Source organism: Rhodococcus sp. NPDC076796 (assembly GCF_040702765.1).
Classification (GTDB): domain Bacteria; phylum Actinomycetota; class Actinomycetes; order Mycobacteriales; family Mycobacteriaceae; genus Rhodococcoides.
Window position 1 is genome coordinate 91,151 of record NZ_JBFBMS010000004.1, and the last position, 24,281, is coordinate 115,431.

A 24,281-nucleotide genomic window follows, 5' to 3' on the forward strand; every position below is an offset into this window, starting at 1 on the left:
CGCATGGTTTACAACCAACTACACGTTGGGTTAGTTCGAACCCCTTAAACGAGACGGTACTCGAATTAGTTTGTGTTGCAGGGGATTCGCGGGCCGTGGTCAGATGCACATCGGGCCGAGAGTTCGTGTTGTCGGCCGATATCGCGAGGAGGCACACATGGTGTTGATCGGTCATCGACCCCACATACAGCCGCGAGTTCTGGCACCGCTCGGTACCAGGCAGCCCGTGACACGTTCCACCCAACCTCCGGTGCGGGTGCAGAGCCGGCCACCGCAGGCTGCGCCGGTGTACGCATCTCCCGGATTGACCGAGCGTGAGGTCACCGTCCTGAAGGTCTGGTTGGACTGCGACTCCAAAGTCGACGTCGGGGCCCGTCTCCACATCGCATTGGGAACCGTCAACACGCACCTGACGCGAATCCGCGACAAGTACTCCCGCGTGGGTAGAGCTGCTCCGACGAAGGCGGCATTGGTCGCCCGGGCACTGCAGGACGGCATCGTGACACTCGACGACCTGTGAGTCCTGACAAATTCTTCTGACACTCGCGCAGGCGAATTCAGCGCATAAGCACCGTGAGACGATGCGGAAACGACAGTTACCGCACATCAAGGAATGTTGACGCGACCCCACCGATAAGACGGTTAATCTCAGCCGCAGTCAACGTGTATCGACAGCTTTCTGCCCTCACCTGCGCTGAGCACCCGCATCGAGACCGTCACACACGACTGCTACGTGGGGTGGCCTCCCGACATTAGGTGAACTAGGAACGGTGGCCGCGACGTGCGTGCCGGCAGAGCCAACGGGCTATGTGGCTTCGATGGCGACCGGCACCTGGAGGTCGGTTGCAATAGGCGTGTAGAGGTCGACGCCCTGTTCCTGGGTCCTTAACGAGACGATGAGCGAGTAGCGAATGGGCAGGTCGAGCCGGTCTTTGCGACGGTTTCGCTTCCACCACCCGCCGACGGGATAGACGCCGACTACGCCGCAGGCGGCGAGTTCCTGCCCCGAGCCTTCCCACACGTCCTGGTGAAGCGAACCGAGGTTCCGTTGGTTGGGGCCGATCAGCCAGCGCTTGTCCGAACCGGATGATCGTGAGGCGCGAGAGGAGTCTTCGTCGTTCTCGGCCTCACGATTCAGGCGCGCGATGAACTCGGCCTCGGTGAGGTCGGTCGGGGCCTTGAGGTCGAACCGCAGGAGGTGGGATGCGTAGGAGTAGCGCTGCCGCCATCCGCGGCGCGAGGCGGAGGGTTCGACGAAATAGGAAAGCGTGACCTTCAATGTGACGTCGCCGGCTCCGATGCTTTCCAGGACTTCGGCGGGCCACGGGAGGGCATGCAGCCTGAACCTGCGCATCTTGTAGTCGGTGCCCTCGAATGGGACGAAGGTGTCCTGCGTAACGAGAGTGACGGACTGTCGCGAGGATCGTAGAACCGCGTCCTCAGTGGGCACGCCCCACCCATACCGGCGGAGCAGGTCGAGCTTGGGTTCCTTCTTCGTTCCGGTGGCGTCGAATTCGGCACGCATCGCCGGTGTCCATTCGGCGGCATGCACCATGAGTCCGCGTAGGGTCTCGGACCAGTACTCGGGGTAGTGCGCGATCATCAGCGCGGCAAGCCTCGACGCCTGAGCGGTGGCGGCACTGGTGGCGTTCGCAGACGTCAACGCCAGACTGTTGCCGATGCCGGTGGAGCGCAGCGTCAAGAGTGGGTGCTGATCGTGAAAGCCGGTCGCGCCGTCGGTGAGGACGTTGCCGCCTTCGAAGCAGATGTCGGGCTTGATGGGCCACGTGCGTTTGCCGAACAGCAAAGACGTTCTGCTGTGAGGCGAGAGTTCCCCTTCGTCAGCCATCGCGGTCCAACCGGCAAAGTCCGGATGGACCGGAGTGTCGATCAGGTTGGTGTGGGCACCTACAGTCAGTGCGTTCCACGCCTGCGCGGGGTCTTCCACCGCTGAGGTATCGGACTCGGTGCGGTGGTCGACAGTGTAGGTGCCTACGTTCCCAGCGGCGACGACGATGAGGCGGCTCGCCTCCGGATCGGGAGCGGTCAGCAGCTTGAGTTGCTCGCCGTCGCGGACGATGTCGGTCCCCACGGCCAGTGCGTCGACCGTCGATGACCACAGCGTCGGTACACCGGGCCGGTCCGGATCGGTGGAGATGGGCATGCAGAACACGCGGCGCCGCTGTGTCGTGGCCTCGGTGCGGGCGACCGCGTCGACGGTGACCGTCCCGTAATCGCGGGGATCGGTGTTGGGTTCTCCGGGATCGGGAAGCACCCGAACCGACTCCAGCCGATGATGCAGCTGCACGTCGCCCGATCCGGTCAACAGGTCATCCAGCGGCCCGAACAACGCCAGACCGGCCATTGCAGTCCCGTGCCCTTGAGCGTCAAAGCCGGAGGTACCGATGACCGTGTGCAGATCAGTCGGGTCGAGGGAGTCCGCCAGGAGCCGGTGGGACCGCGCCACGCCAGTGTCGAGGTGGCACACCGCGGGTGACTCCGCGGACGCAGCGACCACACGGGCGGCGAGGTCGCTGACGTACTCGTCTTGTTCCTCGGGGAGCAGGTCTTCAATTGTGTCAATGAACTCGGGACGGCGGATCTCCGCGATTGGGACGCTGGTGAAGGGCAGTATCTCCAGCTGCTGCCACGTCGCGCTGATCCACACCACGACGCGGTCGTTGAGAACCAACGAGCGCTCGAGGAGCCGCAGATTTAGTGCTGTGGCGAATCCGCTCAGGACGTCGGTGCTGTGCTGAGCTGGGTCCAGCCACAGTTCCCACCATTGGGTTCCGTGCTTGGGCGGCTCGCCTTCGGACTGCCAGAGGTCATCGAGGATGGTCTGACGGATGCGGGAGATATTGGCGACCAGGGCGCGGTTGGCAGGATTGCCTTCCGGAGTCTCCCACTTGTCCTCGGCCGCTTTGATGCTCTTCCGGGTCAGGTAGTTCTCGAAGATCTTCAGGAACTGTGTCCGGTAGGCGTCGGCGACCCACACCACAGCCCGTTCAGGCAGATTACTGGTGTCAGGCTGCACCGACAGCAGCAGCCACTGCGGCACCTTCTGCTTTTTCGCGCTTCCGCGGGTGAACTTCTCCAGTGACTCGATCTTCAGCGGATAGGTTGCGTCCTCGCCCTCCAGGGTGATGATGCTCCCTAACGCTCTCAGCTCATCGGCACTCAAGTTGATACTTGTGCGGGCCGCGTCGGTCTCGGTGAACGCGTCATCGAGCTGCCCCTTGAGCGCAAGCCCGTGGGCGCGGTACTCCACGGGCCTAACTTTCGGGTTGCCTCTGCCACCGCGAGTGAAGTCCTCACTCCGAACACGATCAAGAACGTGCAGGTGGGTCAGATGCCGGAGTTCCTCAGCCACCGCTCGCCGATCGACGAGCCTCAAGCGCTGAAACGAGATCCTCGGCGCGGATCACCATCTGACCGCGCATCAAGACGCTCTTTGCGGCAGCCTCCGCCGCCTTAACCAGGTCTGCATGGCTCAGGCCCTTGGTGCTGGTGTCGATGCTGTCCCAGCGTATGCCCTTCATCAACGAACCGAGCCGTCCCTTGATGACGGCGCGGGCTTGGGCGGTGTCGGGAAGGTGATAGGTGAGCACCATGTCGAACCGGCGGAACAACGCCTTGTCAAGAATGGCGCGGTGATTGGTCGCCGAAATCACGATGCTCTCGGGGCTGGCTTGCTCCAAGAACACCAGGAAGGAGTTCAGAATGCGTCGAGCCTCACCGACATCGTTACCCGACCGATCAGCGCCAAGAGCGTCGAACTCATCGAACAAATACACGCCACGACGTTGCGCCACGGCGTCGAACACCTGTCGTAGCTTTCCGGCGGTCTCGCCCATGTACTTGCTCAGCAGACTGTCCAGACGCACCGTGAACATCGGCAAGGACAATTCGTGGGCCAACACCGCCGCTGTCATGGTCTTGCCCGTACCCGGCGGCCCCTCCAACAGGAGTCGATGAGTCGGGTCAAAACCGTGCTCGAGCAGCCTCTTGCGCTGACGCTGCTCCGCAATTACCTGCTTGAGCAGGTCCATCAACTCGCCCGGCCCGACCAGGTTCCGCAAGTTGACCTCGGGGTGGCTGACCTCGATCAAATCAGCCAGATCACCGCGCGGCTGTGCGAGCTTGGTGACATTGCTATGAGGCGTCACACTACGAGACGCATCGACGGCCTTCTTGATGTCATCTGCCAGCACATGGTGGCCCTGGCGCGCCTCACGAGCCGCGATCTGCAAGGCCACGGAGTAAAAGGCCGAGTCATCGCCGGAAGCATGACTGCGGACCATGGCGGTGATGTGTTCACCAAGTCCAGCCATCATCCCTCCTCGCAGCGTGGGCCCGCCTCGGCAGGATCGATCTCCGCGACAGTCTACGGTCCACCACCCCCAGGCACCTGAAACGACCCGGCCCACTGCACGATGCGGTTTCTATGTCGATCCGGCGGAGTCGACGCCGCTTCGTGAACGTCCACCGAGGCGACTAACCCAGTGTTCGCCGGATGAGGCGGAGGCCGCGGTGCTGAGATGGCATTGGTCGAGGCCAACTAGACCTGAGTGGGCCCAGGGGACTCCTGCCCGAGACTGGCTGTCTGTAGGGAGCCATAGGCTCAGGTCATGGAAATCGAGCTGGAGTGCGGCATATGGACAAGGGGCGTCCCCTTGGCCGACGGCGAAGGCGGATTCGGGAAGATGTACCAGGTCCGGGCGGCCGATGGCTCCTCAGCGGTGGCCAAGTTCGTGCCCAAGGCGTGACCGGGCGGCGGTGCGGGGGACTCCCCCACGGCACACATGCGCGTCGAACGGGTCCCGCTTACGCAGTAGCCGTCTGACCGACGGGCGGCCACAGACGTCGAATGCGGCGACGACCTTCACCCACCGGACGTACGCACAGGGCGGGCAGGTGTCGTGAGAGTCTGTGTACGGCAGCGCTTTCACCGCTCCCCTTCCTTCCTGGTCGGTTTTCGACTTCCTTAGCCGGATGTGGAGTCCGTCATGCCGATGCACGGCAACGTCCCCGCACACGAGCTCCGAGTTCGCTGCGATGGAATGCGCCGGCGAATCCGAGCAGCAGGATCGCCGAATTGCGGCGCTCCAGGACCTCGTCGGCCCAGCCTCGGCATTGCTTCCGCGCCGTACTCGCGTCGTATGCCCGACAGGGTCGCTGCGACGATCTCATGCGCGGACGGTGAGAGGTGGCCGGTGGTGCCGTGTCGATGGTTGATCGCCGCGATCCACGTGCCGAAGGTGGCAACGGCGTAGGCCCGCTCTCCTGCTTCGGTCCGGGTGTCGGCGGCATCGATGAGATAGGCGGCGACGGTGATCGGGTGCGCCGGCAATGTCACGTGACCATTCGACGTGCACCAGCTGGTGAAGCGTCTCCACGCGGCTGCGTATGTCTTTCGCGTTCCCTCGGAACGGGACGACTGCACAGCGCTCGCGATCGGCTTCGCGACGGCGGGCGGGCGGAGTCTCAGGTTCCACAGACATCGGCCCGACGCTCTCAGAGATGGCCACCGCAGGGGTTCGGCCTGGCCTGAAGTCCTTCCCGGAAGCCTTTCGCAGCGCACCGACACGTCCGCACGGCAGAACTGCGCTGAACTGGCGTTTCGATCGAGGCGTTGCGAGAATTCGATCTACATAGTTAACAGCGCGCCCGAGTTCCTCAATCCACGCCAAACCCTCTGTCGTGAGCAGAAACTCGACCCCCACTACGAAGTTCCGCTCACCTGGTGCGAAGCACCAACTCTGTCGGATGAGCGTCGGCAGGCGTATCGATGGCATTGCGTACTGCACGGGCAACGGTACTGGGCTGCAAGAACTTCGAGCCGTCGTACTCCCCACCCTCATGGGCAACGATCTCGCGCTGCATCTCGGTGTCTATACGTCCGGGATGAATCGAGGTGACGCGAAGCGTCGGCTCCTCCAGTCGCAGTGCATCACCGAAGGCCCGTAGCGCGAACTTGCTCGCCGCGTAGCCGCCCCAACCGGGGTTCGCACGAATTCCGGCACCCGAATTGATCAGCACCACATGACCGTTCGCCTTTCGCAGCGCCGGTAGGAGCAGTCGAGTCAGCTCGACGACGGCGATGACGTTCACCTCGTACTGTCGCCGCCAGTCCTCCGCCGTCGACTCCTCGACGGTGCCCAGCGCCGCGACTCCGGCGTTGTGCACCAACACGTCCAGAGAATCGATGCCCGACGCAGCCGCCGCCACCGCGTCGGGATCGGTCAGTTCCACCGGCCACGGGGTAGCTCCTGCCAGCTCCGACGCGATCGGCTCGAGAGACTCGGCCGATCGTCCGCCGAGCAAGACGTGGTGATCCGGGGCGAGCAGTCGGGCGATGTGGGCTCCGAGGCCACGGCTTGCTCCGGTCACCAACGCAGTACGAGTCATGAAGCCAGGTTAGCTAGAAGCTCATCCCCGCCGCGGCCGCCCAGGTCTGGGTGGTGTTCGCTCCGTCGAGTTCTTCGCGAATGATGTCTGCATGTCCCGCATGCTGGGAGATCTCGCGCAGGATGTGCAGCACCGTGAATCGTGCACTCTGCCAGACGCGTTCGGGTGCCCAGGGTGCCGTCGGGACCGGCACCGACAGATCGAGATCCAGCGTCGAGAGGGCCTCGGCGGTCGAGCGCGCCACCTTCTCCCATTCGGCGATCAACCCCGCCACGGTTTCGTCGTCCGCCATGACGTACTCGCCGCCGGCGGATTCCATGTCGAACTCGGCCGTCTCGTCGAGGTCGGCGATCACCTTCATCCAGTGTTGTTCGTTGCTGATCACGTGATGCAGCAGCCCGCCGAGGGTCAGCTCGCTGGCGGTCGTGCGGGCGCGCGCCTGCTCGTCGTCGATTCCGCGGACGGTGATGAGGAAGTTCGCGCGCTGTTCGTCGAGCATCTTGGTGATGTCGATGTTCTCGGTGGTCATTGTTTCCTCCTGGGTGGGCTGGTGAAACCCACACTAGGAACAATCGAGGACAGGTTCGGTCCGCAATCGAAACAAGCGGAATTCCGCGCGCGGACGCAAACTATCTGCATGGGCGATCGAGGTTTCACTTCCACGCAGCTGGCGGCGCGCGCGGCATATCTGCTCAGGGGTAACGACCTGGGCACCATGACCAGCGCGGCCCCACGGCTGTACCCGCACATGTGGAGCTGGGATGCGGCGTTCGTCTCCGTAGGGCTGGCTCCGCTGAGCGTGGAGCGGGCCGTGGTGGAAATGGACACCTTGCTCTCCGCGCAGTGGAAGAACGGGATGATCCCGCACATCGTCTTCGCCAACGGTGTCGACGGCTACTTCCCCGGGCCTGCGCGGTGGGCCACCGGGACGCTCGCGTCGCACGCACCGATGAGCCCGCAGACCTCGGGGATCACCCAACCACCGGTCCACGCGATCGCGGTGCAGCGCATCCTCGATCACTCCAAGCGCCACGGACGTACGACGCGTGCCGTCGCCGAGGAGTTTCTCGATCGGCGCTGGGGTGATCTCGTGCGGTGGCATCGATGGCTCGCCCAGGCCCGCGATGTCGACGACAACGGACGGATCGCGGTCTTCCACGGCTGGGAGTCGGGGATGGACAATTCTCCGCGTTGGGATTCGGCCTACGCAAATGTGGTTCCGGGAGAGATGGATCCGTATTTCCGAGAGGACAAGGCGGTGATCTCCGATTCCTCCCAGCGGCCCAGCAATCTCGAGTACGACCGCTACATCTGGCTGGTGGAGGAGATGAAGCAGGTCGGGTACGACGACGATGCATTGAAGACGAAGATGAGCTTCGCCGTCGAGGATGTGTTCGTCAGCGCCATCTTCGCGGTGGCATGCGATGTGCTCGCGACCATCGGCGAGGACCATTCGCGTCCTCACTCCGATGTTCGGGAGCTGCGGTCGTGGGCGGAGAAGTTCCGCAAGGGAGTCATCGCGACGACGGACGCGCGCTCCGGTGGGGCCCGTGACTTCGATCTGCGGACGGGCCAATGGATCGGCACCGAGACCATCGCGATGTTCGCACCGTTGCTGTGCGGTGGACTGCCCCGCGAGCAGGAACGCAACCTGATCCGGCTTTTCGAGGGCACCCGGTTCTGCGGGCATCCGGATCTGCGGTACGCGGTTCCACCATCCACGTCCCCGGTGTCGAAGGACTTCCGTGCCCGTGAGTACTGGCGCGGGCCGGTGTGGCCGGTGATGACGTGGCTGTTCTCGTGGGCGTTCGCGCGTCGTGGGTGGTCGGAGCGGTCACTGTCGTTGCGTGACGAAGGCCTGCGCCAGGCCAGCGACGGCAGCTTCGCCGAGTATTACGAGCCGTTCACCGGCAAGCCGCTCGGTAGCATGCAGCAATCCTGGACGGCCGCGGCCGTGCTCGACTGGCTGGGGTAGCGAGAAGGGTCAGCCGAGGTAGCTGTCGACGAGGGGGCCGACGACATCGAACGAGGTGGCGTCGGGTACGAGGTACTTGGCGACGGTGCCGCAGACGAAGGGATGCCACGCGGAACCGGAGTCGGTACCGAGGGACGAGACGGCGAGGACGTTGCCGAAGTAGATGCCGGGCAGGTGGCGCTGGACGAGTTCGTCGTTGTGCGACGCAACGGCGAGCAGTTCCTCGACGTGACTGCGATCGATCTCGTCGCCCATGGCTCCGAGGAGATCTGCGCCCTCGGCGCGGGCCCGGACAGGGTCGCTGTCGAGCAAAGTCAGTGCACCGACGGTGACGCCCCGGTTCTGCAGTTCGACGGCGATGGCGTGGGCGAGAACTCCACCGAACGACATGCCCAGGAGGTGGACAGTGCCGTCGGTCTGGATGCGAACGATGTCGTCGGCGTACTGCGCCGCCAATGCTGCGAGGGACTCGGCGCGCTCACCTGACGCGGGTACCTGGACGCCGTAGATGGGGCGGTCGTCGTCGACGTGGGCTGCCAGGCCCGCGTAGCAATCGACCAGACCCACCAGGGGGTGGATGCAGAACACGGGATCGAGGTCTCCGGTGGTTCGGATCGGCGCGATGGTCGGCACCGCGTAGTCGGACGGGTCGAGTTCCGTGAGAGCCAGATGCGATAGATCGTTCACGACAGTCATGGGTGCGCCTCCGAGCCAAGAGATGTAGTTCGTGTTTCCATTGGGTTAGTTCGTGCCGACTCTGGGTATGTCGCTGTCGGCGGCGTGAGTGTTACCCACGTCTCATTACCGAGGACTCAACCACGTCTGTGGACAGAACGCATTAGTGATTGTTCACCATTGAGTGCCCAGGTCCGGGCCCCTAATCTCACCCGGGTGGTCTTCTCCCGCACGTCGCGTGCCCTGTTCGGATTGTTCTCGGCCGGTGTCATCGCCTGTGCTGCGCCCGGCATCGCGTCGGCCGTTCCGCAGGGCCCGGACGTCTCGTCGTGGCAACACATCGACGGCACCGCGATCGATTGGCATGCCGTCAAGGCTGCAGGCCACGGATTCGCGATGGTCAAGGCCACCGAGGGTCTGGATTACGTCAACCCGTACTTCGTCGAGGATTCCGTCGTCATGCGCACGGCAAACGTGGCGCGCGGGGCGTACCACTACGCCGATGTGACGCTCTCTCCCGAGTTGCAGGGCGCGTACTACTCGGCACTGGTGCTGGGCATCAACGGTCCGGGCGATCTGCCGCCGGTGCTCGACCTCGAAGATGCGAAGGGGAGGTCGCCGGCCGAGGTGATCGACTGGACGCACCGGTACCTCGATACCGTCCAGACGCTGACCGGCCGTCAGCCGATCATCTACACCTATCCGAACTTCTGGCGGACGGCGATGGCCGACACCCATGAGTTCAACAACTATCCGCTGTGGATCGCCGACTACAACGACGAGCTGGGGCCGCTGCCCGGCGGCTGGACGAACTGGCTGTTCTGGCAGTACACCGACCGCGGCACGATTCCCGGAATCGACGGGCGTACCGACATCAATCACTATGCGGGCACACCCGAATCGCTGCGGGCACTCGCTCGATGGTGACGCCTGTCCACCTGTACGTCTCGCAAGAACAACGGTAAGGCGAAAGCGCCCGCAGTCGAGTGTCTTCGACTACGGGCACCTTCGGTTCACTGTCGATCCTGAACTGCTACGCCGACTTCCACACTGCGACGACGGAGGGCCGCGGCTGGGCGTCGCCGCCGTCGGGCCAATGCGACGCGGGAGCATCGGCACTGGAGTCATCGACCTCGCCCGGGTGCTGGACGCACACCATGACGCGCTCCGCTGTGACGATGGGACCGCAGGTCTCGGCACCGACCGGCACCGTCAGGTACTGCCGTGTCTCACCGCGACGAGGGCCGTCGAGGACCACGGCGAACAGGCCGTCGTTGGAGTCGAGGGCGTTGCCGTCGGTGGAGATCCACAGGTTGCCCTGCGGGTCGAAGGCCAGGTTGTCCGGGCACGAGATGGGACTGACCTGGCTCTTGTCGAATCCGCCGAAGTAGGTATCGGCCTCGTCGGGATCACCGCACACCAGCAGCAGATTCCAGGTGAAGTCCGTTCCCGCGTGATCGTCGTCGATCTCGAGGATCTGACCGTTCTTGTTCTCGTTGCGTGGATTGGCCTCGTCTGCGGCGGCCCTGCCCTCGGTCCCGCGGTTGGTGTTGTTGGTCAGCGCCACGTACACCTTGCCGGTCACCGGGTTCGGCTCGAAGTCCTCCGGACGGTCCATCTTGGTTGCGCCCACCTGATCGGCGGCCAGGCGGGTGAACACCGCGACCTCCTCGGCGTTCATACCGTCGACCAGGGACTCGCCGCGGCCGTCCTCGTTGGTGCGCAGCAACGGGATCCACGTTCCGGTGCCTTTGAACTCGCCGCTGGCGGGCAACTCACCGGAGCCGTCGATCTCGTCGGGCGAGTCGCCGGTCAGGACCGCGACGTACAGCGTGCCCGCGTCGAGCAACGTCATGTTGTTGCGCATCGCGGCCGCGCCGGTACCGGGCATCATCTTGCGGCTCGAGACGAACTTGTACATGTAGTCGAAGCGCTCGTCGTCACCGCTGTAGGCGACGACGGTGCCGTCGTCGGTGACGTAGATGGTGGCGGCCTCGTGCTTGAAGCGTCCCATCGCGGTGTGCTTGATCGGCGTCGACTGCGGATCCCACGGGTTCAGCTCGACGATATAGCCGAATCGGTTGGGCTCGTTGGGCTCCTGCGCCAGGTCGAAGCGAGGATCGAAGGTCTCCCACCGGCGGTCGCTGGCCGCACCTTCGATGCCGTAGCGAGCGAGGCGCTCGGCGGCGGCAGTCTCGGTGACCGACTCGGCGTTGCCGAAGTACTGGTTGAAGTTCTCCTCACCGGAGAGCACTGTGCCCCACGGTGTCACACCGCCTGCACAGTTGTTGAGAGTGCCGAGCACCCGGGTGCCCGTCGGATCGGCGCTGGTCTTGAGCAGATCACTGCCCGCGGCCGGACCCGTGACGAGGAACTCCGAGGTTGCCGTCAAGCGACGGTTGTAGCGCCCCATGGCGGGGGTGAGCTTGCCCGAGTTGCCCTCGCCCCGAACCTCGACCACCGTCAGACCGTGTGCAGCCATGGCGACGTCGAACTGCTCGCGCGTCGGGTTCTCCTCGTCGTAGCCCTTGAACATTGCCGGCTCGGTGGTGTACTCGTGGCTGACCACCAGCAGGTACGCGTTCGGGGTTCCCTCCACCGGCAGCAGGCCCGCGAAGTCGTTGTTGAAGCCGAACTGCATCGCCTGCGCCGCACCGGTCTGGTTGTCGAAGTCGAACGCCGGAGCGCCCTCGAGCACCGGATCTCCCCAGCGGATGACTACGGCCTGCTCGTGACCCTCCGGAACCATCACCGCATCCTCGGTGTTCGGCTCCACCGCAACGAAATCCACGCCGTCGACGGGCGGGGTGTCGGCACCCGACGTGCTCGAGGTTGCGCCCCCGGTGGTGGCCGGCTCGTCGGTCGAGCACGCCGCGAGAGCGCTGCCCGCGCCTACGGCGAGCACCGCCATGGCACCGCCCTTGATGACGCCGCGCCGCGACATCGCGGTCTTGACGATGTCGCCGAAGTACTCACCCTTCGACGTATTGGGAACCTCGTGGAAACATGCATCCCCGCACTTGTACTTGCACGTCAATGATGATCGCTTCGAGCTTCCGTCGTGAACAGCGAACAAGGGTAGTGGCTTCATGAGTGGGCACGCTGTCACCCAAAAGCGAAAGTAAAGGAACGTCCAGGTGAAGTCGCGGACAACGAGGATGCCCTAAGGTCCGATCGTCTGCCACAGCGGATCGCCGGGTCCGATGTCGTAGGTGCACTCGGCCGGCCGCGGGTCGGGTACGAATGCCCACAGCAGAGCTCCCGCTGTGCCCGCGGCACGTTGGCCGTCGATTTTGGTGGCGATACTCGTTGCGCGAGCGCCGATGTCGCCACACGAACCGGCGAGTTGGCCGATCTCCCCGACCAGGAGGGGTTTGCCCACCGCAGCGCTCTGAATGATCCGCCGCTGCAAACCGTTCCATTGATCTCCGGGCAGCGGCACGCCGTCGGATCCGTAGTCGTGGTACTGCAGCACATCGACGAACGACGACTGGGCGAGGTACTCGTACTCGTCACCCTGGCTTCCGCACTGCCCGCCGCCGGTGAGACCGGCGGTGATCAGGGTGCGGGAATCGACCGAGCGGAGTTGTTGCCCCGCGGTGTCGAAGAAGGACCGCAGAACTTCGGCGGCATCGGCGGTGCAGGTTCGGGTGGTCCAGGAGCACGCCGCGTCGGTGCACGAGCTGGTTTCCGGTTCACCGACCAATTCCCAGGCCGCCAGCGCGGGCGAATCCTTCCACCGGTTCACAGCGGTGAGCATCCACTGCTCGAAGCTCGTCACCGCATTCGTGTCGGCGACGGCAGGGGGCGTCGTCCATCCGTCGATGTACCACTGCCTGCCTTTGAAGACGTTTCCCTCACAGGCCCCGTCCTGTGGCGAGAGAACCGGGACGACGAGTTGTCCGTGTGCCTCGGCCGCCGCGAAGACCGCGTCCATCGGGCGAAAATCGAGTGCGCCGGCGAATCGGTCGATCGCCAACGATTGGAATGCATTGAATCGCGTCAGTGAATGCGGAGGCAGTGCGCCGAAGTAGCTGTCCAGGTCGACCATCGCTCCGCACCCTGCGTTGATCGACCAATCGGTCGCGAGCTGATAGGCATTGAATCCGGTCGGCCACCAGGGATTCCCGTCGAGTGCGAGACCGTCGGCGCTCGCGGTGACGCGGGCACCGGTCTCGGGGGCCGCAGCCGCGTCGGGCACGCCGGTGCTCAGTGCGAGGGACAGCACCATTGCCGTGCCGAGTGCGCACCGCGAAAACATCGAAACGATCCGCATCGGCGTAATGCTAGACGCCCGTCGGCGAATTCCGAAGTCGTCGACACCGGCACAGCATCCCCGATGACGAATAGTGCTTCCGTGGAATATCTCGGGTTGAATTCGTCCCTATTCGACCTGCGAGGACAGCACCGCTGATACATCTCAATTATCCTGTCTCCCAGTCTGTTTCTCGAGGGAATTCGAGACGCCCGAACATCGGCGTATTGTCCTCCGGGGCGTGCGAGATCGATAGTGCGCGATACCCTCATGGTCTTTACGTTTCATTCATCGAAGGCTGGACCAATTCCTATGCGAATCGTTCGCGTTGCTTCCGCAGTAATTCTCGCTGTGATTCCGTTGCTGATTCCGGTCACGGTGGCGTCGGCGCAACCGACCGATCAGGATTTCAGCCGATCGACCTTCGCCGAATTGGGTCTGGGCCGATCCACCACGGTTGACCTGACGGGAGAACGCACTCGGCTGACAGTTCCGTCCCCCGCGGGCTCGGTTCCGTCGACCCTCACCGGTGTGCTGACCACACCGGCCTGGCTCGACCGTGGATGGGTCGACGTCGAATCGGACGGTCGACCGATCACCCGCATCACCCTCGACAACGCGGCACCGACGACCCCGGTGTCGATTCCTCTGGCCGCAGCACAGACGGTCGACGGGGTGATCGCACTCGACCTGATCCCCTCGTTGATCCCCGACGATCGGTACTGCCCGGATCCGGATTCCGACGCGGTCCGTCTCCTCGACGCGTCCGTCGACTACACAGGACAATTCGCTGTGCCGGCCACCGTCGCGGAATTCCTGCCGGTCCTGCTGCGCAAGCTCACGGTGTTCGTTCCGTCCGAGCCGGATCGCGAAACGATCACCGCAGCAACGATTGTGGCGACGTCTATAGTCCATCGCTACGGATCGCAGCCGGTTCAGGTCGTCGTTCGGCCGGACAGCGAGCTGCAGGGAGCAGCTCCGGACGGTCCGCTCGAGAGGTCGGTCGTCCTGGCGAAGAACTCCGATGCCGGGGCCGAGCTGATCTATCCCCTCGAGCAGGCCCCGCCGCGCATGTACCTCACCGGTACCGGATCGGATCTGACCGATCAGGCCCGCCTGATCACCAGCGATCTTTCCGAGATTGCAGTTGCCACCTCTGCTTTGGCGGGACCGTCCGCTCCGAAAGCTCAGCTCGCACCCGAATCGATCACGCTCGACGATCTCGGGATCGGCACGGTGACCGGTTCGGGCGGTGCCACGGCGACGGCGTCGATCACGATCGATCAGACGCGGCTCGGCCGGTCCGCAGCAAACCTGTCCGTGCACCTGATCGGCAGCTACACGCCGGGCGCGGGCTCGGTGCGGGCCACGGTGAACGGGTCACCGCTCGCAGTGTGGGAGGCCGACGACACCGGTCGGCTCGACCGATGGATCGACATTCCGAATTCGGCACTGTCCCGCGTGGAGACGCTCGACATTTCCGTCGACCATCCACCGCCCACGGGCAGCGGTGGTTGCTCCGCGGCCGCCGATACGAGTGTGACCGTGGACGGTTCGACTGTGGTGCGGTCGTCCGATTCCTCGACACCGGCTCCGCTGGGACTGCGATCGATGCCACAGGCGCTGATGCCGCAGTTCGAGATTGCGCTGGCCGACGAGTCCTACGCGGGAGTCGTCCGAGCGGTCACGATGGCAACCGGACTGCAGCGTCTGTCGAGTCTTCCACTCGTGCCGGAGGTCGTGTCGATGGATCAGGCGCTCGACGGTAGCGCCCCCGCGCTCGTGATCGCCCCGGCCTCGGATCTGCCGGACACGGTGACGCTGCCGCTGTCGTCCATCGACGAGACGACATTCCGGATCGCCGACCCGGACTCCGCCGGCGGTGCCACCGAATTGACGGTCGACACCGCTCAGCCCTTCGCGACGGTGCAGGTCACGTCGGTGCAGAACAACGCTGTACTCGTGGGATCCTGGAACTCGGCACCGGACCGATTCGACGCCATGTTGTCCTGGCTCGACGGCGACCCGGATCGGTGGTTCGCGCTCGACGGCGACATCGTGTTCGCCGCACAGAACACCGAACCGATCTCATTGTCCAGCGCTGCCCTGTCCGGTGCGGACGACACCGTGGCGGCGTCCGACGACACCCCCGACCGAACGACGGTGCTCGTCGTGGGAATCGGTCTTGCGGTACTGGCAGTCGCCGGCGTCGGCGCACTCGTGGTCGCGCTGCGAACGCGCCGGTCGACGACCGAGCCGAGCCGGCACAGCGACTCGACATGACGGTGGACACGGCACCGAACACCGGCGCGGAGCCGACGCCGAGTGCGCCGCCTCGGTGGCGAGCACGGCGTCCGCTCGACGTCCTGGTCGTGCGCTGGGTGGTTCTCCTCGCCTGTATCGTTCTCGCATTCCTTCCCACCTGGGTGCGGCTGGCGCAGGAGGCGTCCGACGGTGCCATCACCGCGTACATCTTCGTGTTGCCACTCCTCGCTGTCGTTGCGGCGCAGGGTGTCGCGCGGCGTAGGGCCGACGAGTTGCCCATTCACGATCGTCAGACCGACAACATCGTCGGCGGGATCGGCTTGCTGGTGTCCATCGCCATCAAGGCGCTGTGGCTGCCGCGCTACGCCGACCAGTACGAGCTGGCGCACCTGGATGTTCTTGCGGCGCTGGCGTTCTTCTTCGGTGGCGCGATACTGATGTTCGGCCTGCGGCCGGTAGGTCGGTTCTGGTCCGTCTGGCTGTTGCTGCTCGCATTGAGTCCGTTGGGTTACCGATTGGTCGCCATCGGGTTGGGCGGGAGCCGTCTCGCATACGCGGCGGTGATGGTGCTCTTGGCAGGAATCGCCGGTGCCATCGCCGTCGGCCGAACCAGACGCCGCGGCTGGCTCGGGTTCGTGTGCACCGCACTGTCCGGTTTCGCAGTTGCTGCACTGATGTTGGCACTGTGGCCACAGATCGACATCGTCTGGCTGCAGCTCGTCCCGACCGTCGGCGCGGCAGCAGTCACCGGAGTCGCCTTCTATCTCGCTGCCCGTCGCGGCCGATTCGACGAGCGTCAGCCGCGCCGCCTCGCTGTCCCGACGGCGAAGTGGTCGCCGAGCTCGATCGTCGTCGCGATCGTGGCAGCGGCGATCCTGGCTCTCGTTCCCCTACCGGACCGCACCCCCGTGGCGGCACCGCTGGGACCACCCGGGCCGGTATCGACGCCTCTTGCGCCCCCGGTCGGATTCGGCCGGATCGATATGCAGCAATTCGATTGGGTCCGTGCGTTCTTCGGTACCAATGCCACTCTGACTCGGCAGACGATGCGCGCCGACGAAGGCAATTCCGCGTGGGACATGCGGTCGAGGCCACGGACCGTTGTGGTCGACGTACTGTCGACCACCAATCGGGCCAGTCTGGCCGTCTATCCGGAGAGCACCCTGTATCGATTGACCAACACGCGCACCAGCCAACCCCTGACCATCGATGTCGGACGCGGGGTGACGGGCGCGCTCTACACCTCGGTCAGCGACGCGTTGCTGCTCACCTGGACCAAGCTCGTGTTTCATTGGCAACGAGGCGACGTGTTCCAACGTGTAACCGTCATCAGCGTCGACAATCACGACCTCGATGCCACGTTCCCGCAACCGATGCCGTCGATGGCATCGAACCTCGGTACGGCGATCGGCACCTTCCTGCGGGGCAACGCCATCTCCATCGACGACGATCCGGAATACAAGGACCGTGAGCTGTTGACGACCTTCGGTACCGGGCTCGTTCGCCAGCAATGGGCCCTGGCGAACGGTGAGCCGCGATGACCACGACTCCCATGGGGAAACGGCCGACTCCCCCGCGCGTCGGAACGGAAACCGAAGAGTTCCGAGCAACTGCGCTCGACGACGCGATCAATGGATTGGCCGATCGAAATCCGTTGGCGTCGGCAGCAATTGCATTCGTTCCCTGGCAGAAGTACACGGCGATCGGGGCGGCGCTGCTGCTCCTCGCCTGCGGAGTGATCGCCCCGGTCGGGACGCTGCTCGCGGTCACGGTCGTCTGCACCATCGGGTACCTGCTGGCGATGATCGACCGACTGTTGCTGTTCTCCCGTGGTCTGGACGCGGCGGCGATCGTCACGGTGACCGACGAGGAGGCCCGCGCCGTTCCCGATGATCGGTTGCCGTACTACACCATTCTGGTCCCGGCGTACGACGAGCCGGAGGTGGTGGGTGACCTCATCGCGGCGATGACCGGACTCGACTATCCCGCCGACAAGCTGCAGGTTCTGTTGCTTCTCGAGGAAGACGACGAGGTGACCATCGAGGCGGCCGCGCGCAGCGGCGTCAGCGATCTGGTGGACGTTGTCCTGGTGCCCGCAGGCGATCCGCGCACCAAGCCGAAAGCGTGCAACTACGGATTGCATTTCGCCACCGGGACGATCATCACGATCTTCGATGCCGAGGATCTGCCCGAGAGACTGCAACTGCGCCGAGTCGTCGCTGCTTTCGAGCGGCTGCCCGACACCGTGGCGTGTGTGCAGGCGAAGTTGGCGTTTCACAACGGTTCTCAGAATCTGTTGACCGGGTGGTTCACCGCGGACTACGCACTGTGGTTCGGGTACCTGCTGCCCGGTCTGATGGCCAGCACCTCGCCGATCCCTCTCGGCGGAACCTCCAATCACCTTCGACGCGATGTCATCGACGAAGTGGGAGCCTGGGACGGCTTCAACGTCACCGAGGACGCAGATCTCGGTGTGCGCATCGCGGCCTCGGGCTACTCGACGGCCGTGCTGGACTCCACCACTCTCGAGGAGGCCAACAGCGATCCGATCAACTGGGTCCGTCAGCGCTCCCGTTGGTACAAGGGCTATCTGCAGACGTGGTTGGTGCACATGCGCAGACCGGTCGCGACGGTTCGTGCCCTCGGGCCGGTCGGCACCTACCGCTTCACATTGTTGCTCGCGGGAACACCGATCACGGCGTGCATCAACATGGTCTTCTGGTTCACCACGGCGGCATGGATTCTCGGCCAGCCGACGTTGGTTGCCGAGCTCTTTCCGCCGTACATCTACTACTTCTCGTTGCTGTCTCTGGTGGTGGGCAACATCGCCACGGTGTACATGTATCTGATCGCGAGCCGAGAGAGCGACAACGCTTACCTGCTGGTTCCCAGCCTGACGATGCCCCTGTACTGGGTGATGATGAGCGTGGCCTCGATCAAGGGCTGTTGGCAGCTGGTTCGCAATCCGTCCTACTGGGAGAAGACGTTCCACGGCCTGTCCGGCCCCGCCGCCGATCCTGCCGCCGGCGAAGAGAAGGCGACGTGAAACAGCGAACACCGTGGATCGTGTTCGTCAGCGCGCTAACGGGTTACCTGGCGGTGGGGCTGACGCTGAGTATGCGTTTCGGCTACCTTCTCGGCGACGCACTGTCGCGAACCTCGGCCGCGCAGGCGGTGCTGCTCAGCCGCGATCCGCACGTGTCGGCCATCGGCTTCATCTTCACGCCGTTGACGGCCCTGGCACAGCTACCGATGGTCGCTTTCGCATCGTGGTGGCCGGCGATCACTCGGTGGAACATCTCGGGCATCGCGGTGTCGGCGGTGTTCATGGCCGGTGCAGTGGTGATGATCAACGGCATCTGCCGAGACCGCGGACTGCCCGGTCGATACAGCCTCCTGATCACCGTCGTCTTCGCGATCAACCCGATGATCGTCTTCTACGGAGCCAACGGCATGAGCGAGGCAGGCTTCCTGTTCTTCCTCTGCTGGGCCGTACGACGATTGATTCGATGGGTGAACACCGACGACGTTCACGATCTCCTGCTGGCCGGCGTCGCACTGGCTCTCGCCTTCCTCGCCCGCTACGAGGGCGTCGTCCCGATAGCTCTGGCCGCAGTGCTGGTGGCGGTCGTCACGGCCCTGCGTCGGGGTCGGCCGCACTGGAAAAGCATGCGCCGCAGAGCCATTCTGGACGCGGTACTCGTCGCCGGGCCCGGCACGGCAGTGTTTCTGGTGTGGATCACCACGAGCTGGCTGATCACCGGTGAGGCGCTCGCCCAGCTGTCCTCGAGCTACGGAAACGCCGCGATTCTGACGCAGTCCGGTGGGTCCAGCGGCGACCTGATCGGCACCGGCCTGTTCTCGCTCGGCGCCGTCGTTGCGCTCGGACCGACGTTGTTGGTGACGCTACCGCTCGCCGTGGTGCTGGCGCTGCGTCGACGAGACCTCGAATTCGTCGTGGCACCATTGCTTTTCGGCGGGGTGCTCGGGTTCCAGGCCGCGAGCTACATCACCGGCTCGACTTTCGGATTTCTGAGATTCTTCATCTGTGCCATTCCGCTGGCGGCCGTCGTTGTGGTGCAACTGTTTCCGGCTGCCGGAGATCGGTCAACCCGGCGCGCAGGTGCGTACCGCAGGCACCGCCCCGTGCTCCCGCCGCTGCGCCCTGCCGCCGCGGCGGCGGCAACGGCGGTGTGCGCACTGGCTCTTCCGGTGACGGGGTGGGCGATGCTGCAGCCGTCGTTGTCCAGCCAGCAGTACGCTCTCGGCAGTCTCTTCGACCAGCATCCTTCGGCCGACGACGCCGAGGCGATGGCGGCACGTCGAGTCATCGATTCCTTTTCCACCGAACGTCGACTGGCGTCCTACCTCGACAGCCAGGACCTCCCCGAGGGGTCGATCCTCGTCGACACCGTCTACGGGTTCGCCATCGTGGCAGCATCGGAACACCCGAAGCAGTTCGTGGTTCCGTCCGATCTGGACTTCACCAAGATCCTCAACGACCCGGCTTCCGCCGGTGTGCAGTATCTGCTGACGGTGCCCAACGAGGGCCGCGGAGTGTCCGACGCGGTCAACCGGCGATATCCGACGGTCTACGAGAACGGTGCCGATCTGTATCCACTCGTCCTCGAAGTGCCGAACGACGGTGCCGACCAGCCGGATTGGCGGCTGTACCGGGTACCGAGCTGACCGAGTCTCGCTACAGCACCTGCGAGAGGAAAGTCTTGAGTCGATCGGTGTGCGGATCGTCGAACAACTGCTCGGGCGTTCCGGTTTCGACTGCGCTGCCGTGATCCATGAACAGCACCCTGTTGGACACCGATCGTGCGAAGCCCATTTCGTGGGTCACCACCACCATGGTCATTCCGCCCTTCGCGAGGTCGGCCATCAGAGCCAGCACACCCTTGACCAACTCGGGGTCGAGGGCGGAGGTGGCCTCGTCGAAGAACATCACCTCGGGCTTCATGGCCAGTGCTCGCGCGATGGCGACGCGCTGCTGCTGGCCACCGGAGAGATTGCCCGGCCGCGAATCCGCCTTGTCGGTCAGTCCGACCAGCTCGAGCTGATCCATCGCCGCCGCGCGAGCCGCCTCCTTGGACAGGCCGAGCAGCTTGCGCGGGCCGAGAGCGATGTTGTCGGCAACGGTCTTGTGCGGAAACAGGTTGAACTGCTGGAACACCATGCCGATGCGCTGACGCAACTCGTCGGGATTGTCCTTCAGCACCGACTTGCCGTCGAGCAGGATGTCGCCCTGTTCGGGCTCGTGCAGTCGATTGAGAGCACGCAGCAGCGTCGACTTGCCCGAGCCCGACGGGCCGATGACCGTGGTGGTCGTGCCGGCCGGGACGTCGATGCTCACCCCGCGTAGCACCTTGTTGGTACCGAAGGACAGGTGAATGTCCTTGCCTGCGAGCGAAACAGAAGTCATGTCAGCCTCTTTCCACGACGACGGCCTGCTCGACCGGGTCCAGCGTCTGCTCGGCCTTACCGGTGCGCAGTCGCTTGTCGATGTAGTTCACGAGATGGGTGAGCGGCACGGTCAGCACCAGGTAGAACAATCCGGCGGCGACGAGCGGGGACAGATTTCCGGTCTGTGCGTTGAGATCTCGGCCGACCGCGAACAGCTCGCGTTGGGTGGCGAGCAGTCCGAGGAAGTAGATCAGCGACGAGTCCTTGATGAGCGATATGAACTGGTTCATCAGCGCCGGCAGGACGCGCCTGACACCCTGCGGGACCACCACCAGGTTCATCGAGCGACGACGGCTGAAGCCCAGCGCCCGTGCGGCTTCCATCTGACCGGCCTCGACGCTCTGGATGCCGGATCGGAAGATCTCGCCGATGTACGCCGCGGCGAGCAGCGAGAGTGCCGCAGCGCCGAGCCAGTACGGATTGCCGCCGGTCACGCCCTGCACCACCGGTCCGATGCCCAGGCCGATGATCAGGATGATGACCACGGCGGGCAGTCCGCGGAAGATGTCGGTGTAGACGCGGGCGGGCCAGCGCAGCCAGCGCGTGCGAGACAGCCCGGCCAGAGCCAGCAGCATGCCCAGGACCGTACCGATGATGCCCGACGCCAACGCCAGAATCAGCGTGTTGGGCAGGCCCACCTTGAACAGGTCGGGGATTGCCGACTTGTACAGCGACCAGTCGAAGAACGTGTCGCCCAGCTGCGCCAGCGTGGACTTGGGTTGGACGGCAACGGCTTCGGGAGCGTTCGCGTCGTTCTGTGCCGCGATGGCGGCGAAGTCGGGTAGCTCCGGCTGGGGGGCGGCCTTGCTGCCGGGCTTGAAGCCGTCGGGCAGCTCGCGAGGAACCCAGTCGGAGTAGAGCGTGGCCCAGGTGCCGTCGGCGATCACTGCGTCGAGCCCCGAGTTCAACGCGTCGATCAGCGGTTGATTGTCGCGAGCGACAGCCCAGCCGACGAAGTTGTTCAGCGAGAACGTGTTCTGCGTGATCGCCGTGCCGTCCTCGGGCTTGACCAAGCCCTCCGCCTGCTGCGACGGGGCCACCCAGGCGTCGATCTGCCCGGTGCGCAGGTTCGCGTAGGCGGTGTTGTAATCCGGGAACTTCACCGGATCGAGGCCGAGCGTGTTCACCACGTAGTCGTCCTGCACGGTGCCCTGCACCACGCCGATCCTGCTGCCCGCGTTCAGGTCCTCGAACCGGCTGATCGGGCCGCCGGTCTGAGCAACGAGGGAGAAGTAGCCGAAGTCGTATCCGTTGGTGAACCCGACGGTGTTGCGGCGCTCGTCCGTCGTCGTGATCGAGGACGACCCGACGTCGAAGCGGCGGCCTGCAACCTGGGCGAGCAGGCCCGAGAACTCGGTGCCCGAAAAGTTGATCTGCAGCCCGAGTTTCGCCGCGACGGCCTTCAGCAGTTCGTTGTCGTACCCGGTGTACTGGCCGGCCGAGTCCAGGCAGATGCTCGGCGGGGCGTCGGACAGGGTGCCGACGGTCAACACTCCCGGCGTCGCCAATCCCAGAGCGTTCGTGTCGATGCGGTCCAGCGGAGTGACGTTCGCCGTCGTGTACCTGTCCTCCGTCGCGGCCGCTGCGGCAGCGTCGAAGTTCGTCGGGGTGGACGACGCACTGTCGACTCCGGGAGGGGCGCACAGGTCGGTCGGACCTGCCGCCGCCTGATCGTCGGAGCTCGACGTTCCACACGCGGCGAGCGTGAGGGCCATCAGCAGTCCGAGAACGAGAACCACGATCGCGCGTGAAGCGCGTACGGCAACCATGTACAAAACCCTAAGCGGACCAGGGCCCACTCACCCAAACGGCCGACGCGCAAGGGTTTCGCTCAACGAACTGCCGTGACGTGTCTCTACTTGTGCGAGTCCCGCCACGCGATGGCCTGGCCCAGTTCGGTGAGGTCGTATTCGGGTCCATTGACGCCGACGGTGAACAGGGTGGCTCCGGCGTCGACGAAGTCCTGGGCTGTGTCCGCGCCGGGCCAGGAGACCGATCGAGTGATGCCGGAGACGTCACGCCCGACGGTGGTGCCGTGCTCGGCGAGGATCTCGGACTTGCGCTTCAGTGCCTCGAGGTCGGCGAAACTGTGCCAGATGTGTGCGTACTCGGCGACCATCTTCAGGGTCTTCTTCTCACCGCCGCCGCCGATGAGAATCGGGATGTCGCGGGTGGGGGCCGGGTTGCCGACGTCGAGGCGGTGACGGATTCTGGCCAGGCTCTCTTTCAGCAATGCCAGACGCGAACCGGCCGTGCCGAATTCGTACCCGAAGTTGTCGTAGTCCTTCTCGTTCCACCCAGCGCCGATGCCGAGGATCAGCCGGCCGCCGCTGATGTGGTCGACGGTGCGTGCCATGTCGGCCAACAGGTCCGGATTGCGGTAACCGCCGCCGGTGACGAGTGCGCCGATCTCGACGTTCGACGTCTGCTCGGCCCAGGCGCCGAGCATCGTCCAGCACTCGAAATGCGCGCCGTCGAGGTCGCCGTACAGCGGATAGAAGTGATCCCAGTTGAAGACGATGTCGACGCCCGCGTCCTCCGAGCGCAACACCGCGTCGCGGATCAACTGATAGTCGGGAGCGTGCTGGGGCTGAAGCTGAACACCGATCTTGACGGTCATGTACGTCTCCTCGTCGTGTGGGCTGCGTCTCCCATGATGCACCCGAACGGCATCAGCCGATGCGGACGCCGCTCTCGGCCATCATCGCGCGCAGGACGAACCCGGCCTCGGAGCCGACGATCTCGCCGACGAGGGTGATGTAGCGGTCGACGAATGCGCCGCCGTGCTGCTGCTCGTCCTCGTCGGCGAAGTGGTGCGCGAGTTCGTGCAGCACCACCAGCTCCCGCAACGCCCAGGCTCTGTTGCCCTGATGCAGGGGCACGGCAATGGTGGCGGTGTCCGATTCGTAGTGCGCCGCAGCCGAACCCGAACGGGCACGGACGGTGATGACGCGACCGGCGTCGGGCCATGTGGCTGCGACCCACTCCAGCGCGAGCACCGCATCGACGTACGCCTGCACCGAGTCGATGGAGGCGAACTTGCGCTCGATCGGCAGCGTGATCTGCGAACCCATCACCTGCACCATGCGAAGGCCCCGCTCCTCGGCGCGATCGAACATGGTGCGAACCAATTGTTCTGCGTCGTAGACGGCCGCTCGTTGCGAGTCCCTCGCCCTGCTCATCCGATCAGCCTAATTTGTGTCGTCCTCCCGACTCGCCTACAGTCTTCTA

Annotated in this window: 18 protein-coding genes and 2 pseudogenes; 8 read left to right on the top strand and 12 right to left on the bottom strand. The window is 64.7% G+C overall.

Features of this window, described 5'->3' with window-relative positions; all coding sequences use genetic code 11:
* Positions 1-298: 298 nt before the first annotated feature.
* Positions 299-520 (top strand): annotated as a pseudogene (locus tag AB0366_RS14365) (LuxR C-terminal-related transcriptional regulator); the annotation flags it as partial.
* Between the two features lie 285 nt (positions 521-805).
* Here the strand turns inward: AB0366_RS14365 and AB0366_RS14370 are convergent.
* On the bottom strand, positions 806-3,271 hold the full coding sequence (locus AB0366_RS14370) for a S8 family peptidase (RefSeq protein WP_366244517.1): 2,466 nt from the start codon (positions 3,269-3,271) through the stop codon (positions 806-808).
* A 94-nt stretch (positions 3,272-3,365) separates the two neighbouring features.
* Positions 3,366-4,334 (bottom strand): ATP-binding protein, encoded by a 969-nt coding sequence (locus tag AB0366_RS14375; RefSeq protein WP_366244518.1) that lies wholly within the window; start codon positions 4,332-4,334, stop codon positions 3,366-3,368.
* A 297-nt stretch (positions 4,335-4,631) separates the two neighbouring features.
* Here AB0366_RS14375 and AB0366_RS14380 point away from each other — a divergent pair, with 297 nt between their 5' ends.
* Positions 4,632-4,769 carry a hypothetical protein gene (locus AB0366_RS14380; RefSeq protein ID WP_366244964.1) on the top strand — a complete coding sequence of 46 codons (138 nt, stop codon included), beginning with the start codon at positions 4,632-4,634 and terminating at the stop codon, positions 4,767-4,769.
* On the opposite strand, the pseudogene AB0366_RS14385 reads toward AB0366_RS14380, so the two are convergent.
* From AB0366_RS14385 to AB0366_RS14395, 3 genes and pseudogenes are all read right to left on the bottom strand, one after another.
* A pseudogene (locus tag AB0366_RS14385) lies at positions 4,767-5,504 on the bottom strand (integrase); the annotation flags it as partial. The gene AB0366_RS14380 and the pseudogene AB0366_RS14385 sit on opposite strands and share 3 nt — an antisense overlap.
* Positions 5,505-5,739: 235 nt before the next feature.
* Positions 5,740-6,411, bottom strand: coding sequence for an SDR family oxidoreductase (locus tag AB0366_RS14390; protein WP_121871603.1), 672 nt, complete (start codon positions 6,409-6,411; stop codon positions 5,740-5,742).
* A 13-nt stretch (positions 6,412-6,424) separates the two neighbouring features.
* Positions 6,425-6,940, bottom strand: a complete 516-nt coding sequence (locus tag AB0366_RS14395) for a DinB family protein (RefSeq protein ID WP_366244519.1) — start codon at positions 6,938-6,940, stop codon at positions 6,425-6,427.
* Positions 6,941-7,048: 108 nt separating this feature from the next.
* Here AB0366_RS14395 and AB0366_RS14400 point away from each other — a divergent pair, with 108 nt between their 5' ends.
* Positions 7,049-8,386, top strand: coding sequence for an amylo-alpha-1,6-glucosidase (locus AB0366_RS14400; protein ID WP_121871601.1), 1,338 nt, complete (start codon positions 7,049-7,051; stop codon positions 8,384-8,386).
* A gap of 9 nt (positions 8,387-8,395) precedes the next feature.
* Here the strand turns inward: AB0366_RS14400 and AB0366_RS14405 are convergent, their stop codons facing one another.
* Positions 8,396-9,082 (bottom strand): thioesterase domain-containing protein, encoded by a 687-nt coding sequence (locus AB0366_RS14405; RefSeq protein WP_366244520.1) that lies wholly within the window; start codon positions 9,080-9,082, stop codon positions 8,396-8,398.
* 195 nt (positions 9,083-9,277) lie between these two features.
* Between AB0366_RS14405 and AB0366_RS14410 the strand changes: the two genes are divergently transcribed.
* Positions 9,278-9,988, top strand: coding sequence for a glycoside hydrolase family 25 protein (locus tag AB0366_RS14410; protein WP_366244521.1), 711 nt, complete (start codon positions 9,278-9,280; stop codon positions 9,986-9,988).
* Between the two features lie 106 nt (positions 9,989-10,094).
* Here AB0366_RS14410 and AB0366_RS14415 read toward each other — a convergent pair whose 3' ends face one another.
* Entirely contained in the window at positions 10,095-12,152 is a 2,058-nt protein-coding gene (locus AB0366_RS14415) for a PhoX family phosphatase (RefSeq protein WP_347871054.1), read from the bottom strand.
* Positions 12,153-12,224: 72 nt separating this feature from the next.
* Complete coding sequence (locus tag AB0366_RS14420; RefSeq protein ID WP_347871056.1) at positions 12,225-13,292, bottom strand: beta-mannosidase; 1,068 nt, start codon at positions 13,290-13,292, stop codon at positions 12,225-12,227.
* 336 nt (positions 13,293-13,628) lie between these two features.
* Here AB0366_RS14420 and AB0366_RS14425 point away from each other — a divergent pair, with 336 nt between their 5' ends.
* From AB0366_RS14425 to AB0366_RS14440, 4 genes are read left to right on the top strand one after another with little or no spacing between them, the layout of a single operon-like run.
* Positions 13,629-15,599, top strand: a complete 1,971-nt coding sequence (locus tag AB0366_RS14425) for a hypothetical protein (RefSeq protein ID WP_366244522.1) — start codon at positions 13,629-13,631, stop codon at positions 15,597-15,599.
* Positions 15,596-17,122: a hypothetical protein gene (locus AB0366_RS14430; protein WP_347871051.1), complete on the top strand. Its 1,527-nt coding sequence runs from the start codon at positions 15,596-15,598 to the stop codon at positions 17,120-17,122. Before AB0366_RS14425 ends, AB0366_RS14430 begins: the two co-directional genes overlap by 4 nt.
* The gene (locus AB0366_RS14435; protein WP_347871052.1) at positions 17,119-18,627 is read left to right on the top strand and encodes a glycosyltransferase; all 1,509 of its coding nucleotides are present in this window, start codon (positions 17,119-17,121) and stop codon (positions 18,625-18,627) included. The genes AB0366_RS14430 and AB0366_RS14435 overlap by 4 nt, the downstream gene beginning before the upstream one ends.
* Positions 18,624-20,270, top strand: a complete 1,647-nt coding sequence (locus tag AB0366_RS14440; RefSeq protein ID WP_347871053.1) for a glycosyltransferase family 39 protein — start codon at positions 18,624-18,626, stop codon at positions 20,268-20,270. The genes AB0366_RS14435 and AB0366_RS14440 overlap by 4 nt, the downstream gene beginning before the upstream one ends.
* Positions 20,271-20,280: 10 nt before the next feature.
* On the opposite strand, the gene AB0366_RS14445 is transcribed toward AB0366_RS14440, so the two are convergent.
* The 4 genes from AB0366_RS14445 to AB0366_RS14460 all read right to left on the bottom strand — a co-directional run bounded on the left by AB0366_RS14445 (position 20,281) and on the right by AB0366_RS14460 (position 24,232).
* Positions 20,281-21,009, bottom strand: coding sequence for an amino acid ABC transporter ATP-binding protein (locus AB0366_RS14445; RefSeq protein ID WP_121871593.1), 729 nt, complete (start codon positions 21,007-21,009; stop codon positions 20,281-20,283).
* A gap of 1 nt (position 21,010) precedes the next feature.
* Positions 21,011-22,819: an ABC transporter substrate-binding protein/permease gene (locus AB0366_RS14450; protein ID WP_366244523.1), complete on the bottom strand. Its 1,809-nt coding sequence runs from the start codon at positions 22,817-22,819 to the stop codon at positions 21,011-21,013.
* A gap of 86 nt (positions 22,820-22,905) precedes the next feature.
* Positions 22,906-23,670: an LLM class F420-dependent oxidoreductase gene (locus AB0366_RS14455; protein ID WP_121871591.1), complete on the bottom strand. Its 765-nt coding sequence runs from the start codon at positions 23,668-23,670 to the stop codon at positions 22,906-22,908.
* Between the two features lie 52 nt (positions 23,671-23,722).
* Positions 23,723-24,232 (bottom strand): TIGR04338 family metallohydrolase, encoded by a 510-nt coding sequence (locus AB0366_RS14460; RefSeq protein WP_366244524.1) that lies wholly within the window; start codon positions 24,230-24,232, stop codon positions 23,723-23,725.
* Between the last annotated feature and the right edge of the window lie 49 nt (positions 24,233-24,281).

Bases quoted from the DNA above. Each gene is read 5' to 3' on its own strand.
- AB0366_RS14400 (WP_121871601.1), top strand. From the start codon at position 7,049: ATGGGCGATCGAGGTTTCACTTCCACGCAGCTGGCGGCGCGCGCGGCA.
- AB0366_RS14460 (WP_366244524.1), bottom strand. From the start codon at position 24,232: ATGAGCAGGGCGAGGGACTCGCAACGAGCGGCCGTCTACGACGCAGAA.
- AB0366_RS14420 (WP_347871056.1), bottom strand. From the start codon at position 13,292: ATGGTGCTGTCCCTCGCACTGAGCACCGGCGTGCCCGACGCGGCTGCG.
- AB0366_RS14390 (WP_121871603.1), bottom strand. From the start codon at position 6,411: ATGACTCGTACTGCGTTGGTGACCGGAGCAAGCCGTGGCCTCGGAGCC.
- AB0366_RS14425 (WP_366244522.1), top strand. From the start codon at position 13,629: ATGCGAATCGTTCGCGTTGCTTCCGCAGTAATTCTCGCTGTGATTCCG.
- AB0366_RS14395 (WP_366244519.1), bottom strand. From the start codon at position 6,940: ATGACCACCGAGAACATCGACATCACCAAGATGCTCGACGAACAGCGC.
- AB0366_RS14415 (WP_347871054.1), bottom strand. From the start codon at position 12,152: ATGAAGCCACTACCCTTGTTCGCTGTTCACGACGGAAGCTCGAAGCGA.
- AB0366_RS14445 (WP_121871593.1), bottom strand. From the start codon at position 21,009: ATGACTTCTGTTTCGCTCGCAGGCAAGGACATTCACCTGTCCTTCGGT.
- AB0366_RS14435 (WP_347871052.1), top strand. From the start codon at position 17,119: ATGACCACGACTCCCATGGGGAAACGGCCGACTCCCCCGCGCGTCGGA.
- AB0366_RS14380 (WP_366244964.1), top strand. From the start codon at position 4,632: ATGGAAATCGAGCTGGAGTGCGGCATATGGACAAGGGGCGTCCCCTTG.
- AB0366_RS14450 (WP_366244523.1), bottom strand. From the start codon at position 22,819: ATGGTTGCCGTACGCGCTTCACGCGCGATCGTGGTTCTCGTTCTCGGA.
- AB0366_RS14375 (WP_366244518.1), bottom strand. From the start codon at position 4,334: ATGGCTGGACTTGGTGAACACATCACCGCCATGGTCCGCAGTCATGCT.
- AB0366_RS14455 (WP_121871591.1), bottom strand. From the start codon at position 23,670: ATGACCGTCAAGATCGGTGTTCAGCTTCAGCCCCAGCACGCTCCCGAC.
- AB0366_RS14430 (WP_347871051.1), top strand. From the start codon at position 15,596: ATGACGGTGGACACGGCACCGAACACCGGCGCGGAGCCGACGCCGAGT.
- AB0366_RS14405 (WP_366244520.1), bottom strand. From the start codon at position 9,082: ATGACTGTCGTGAACGATCTATCGCATCTGGCTCTCACGGAACTCGAC.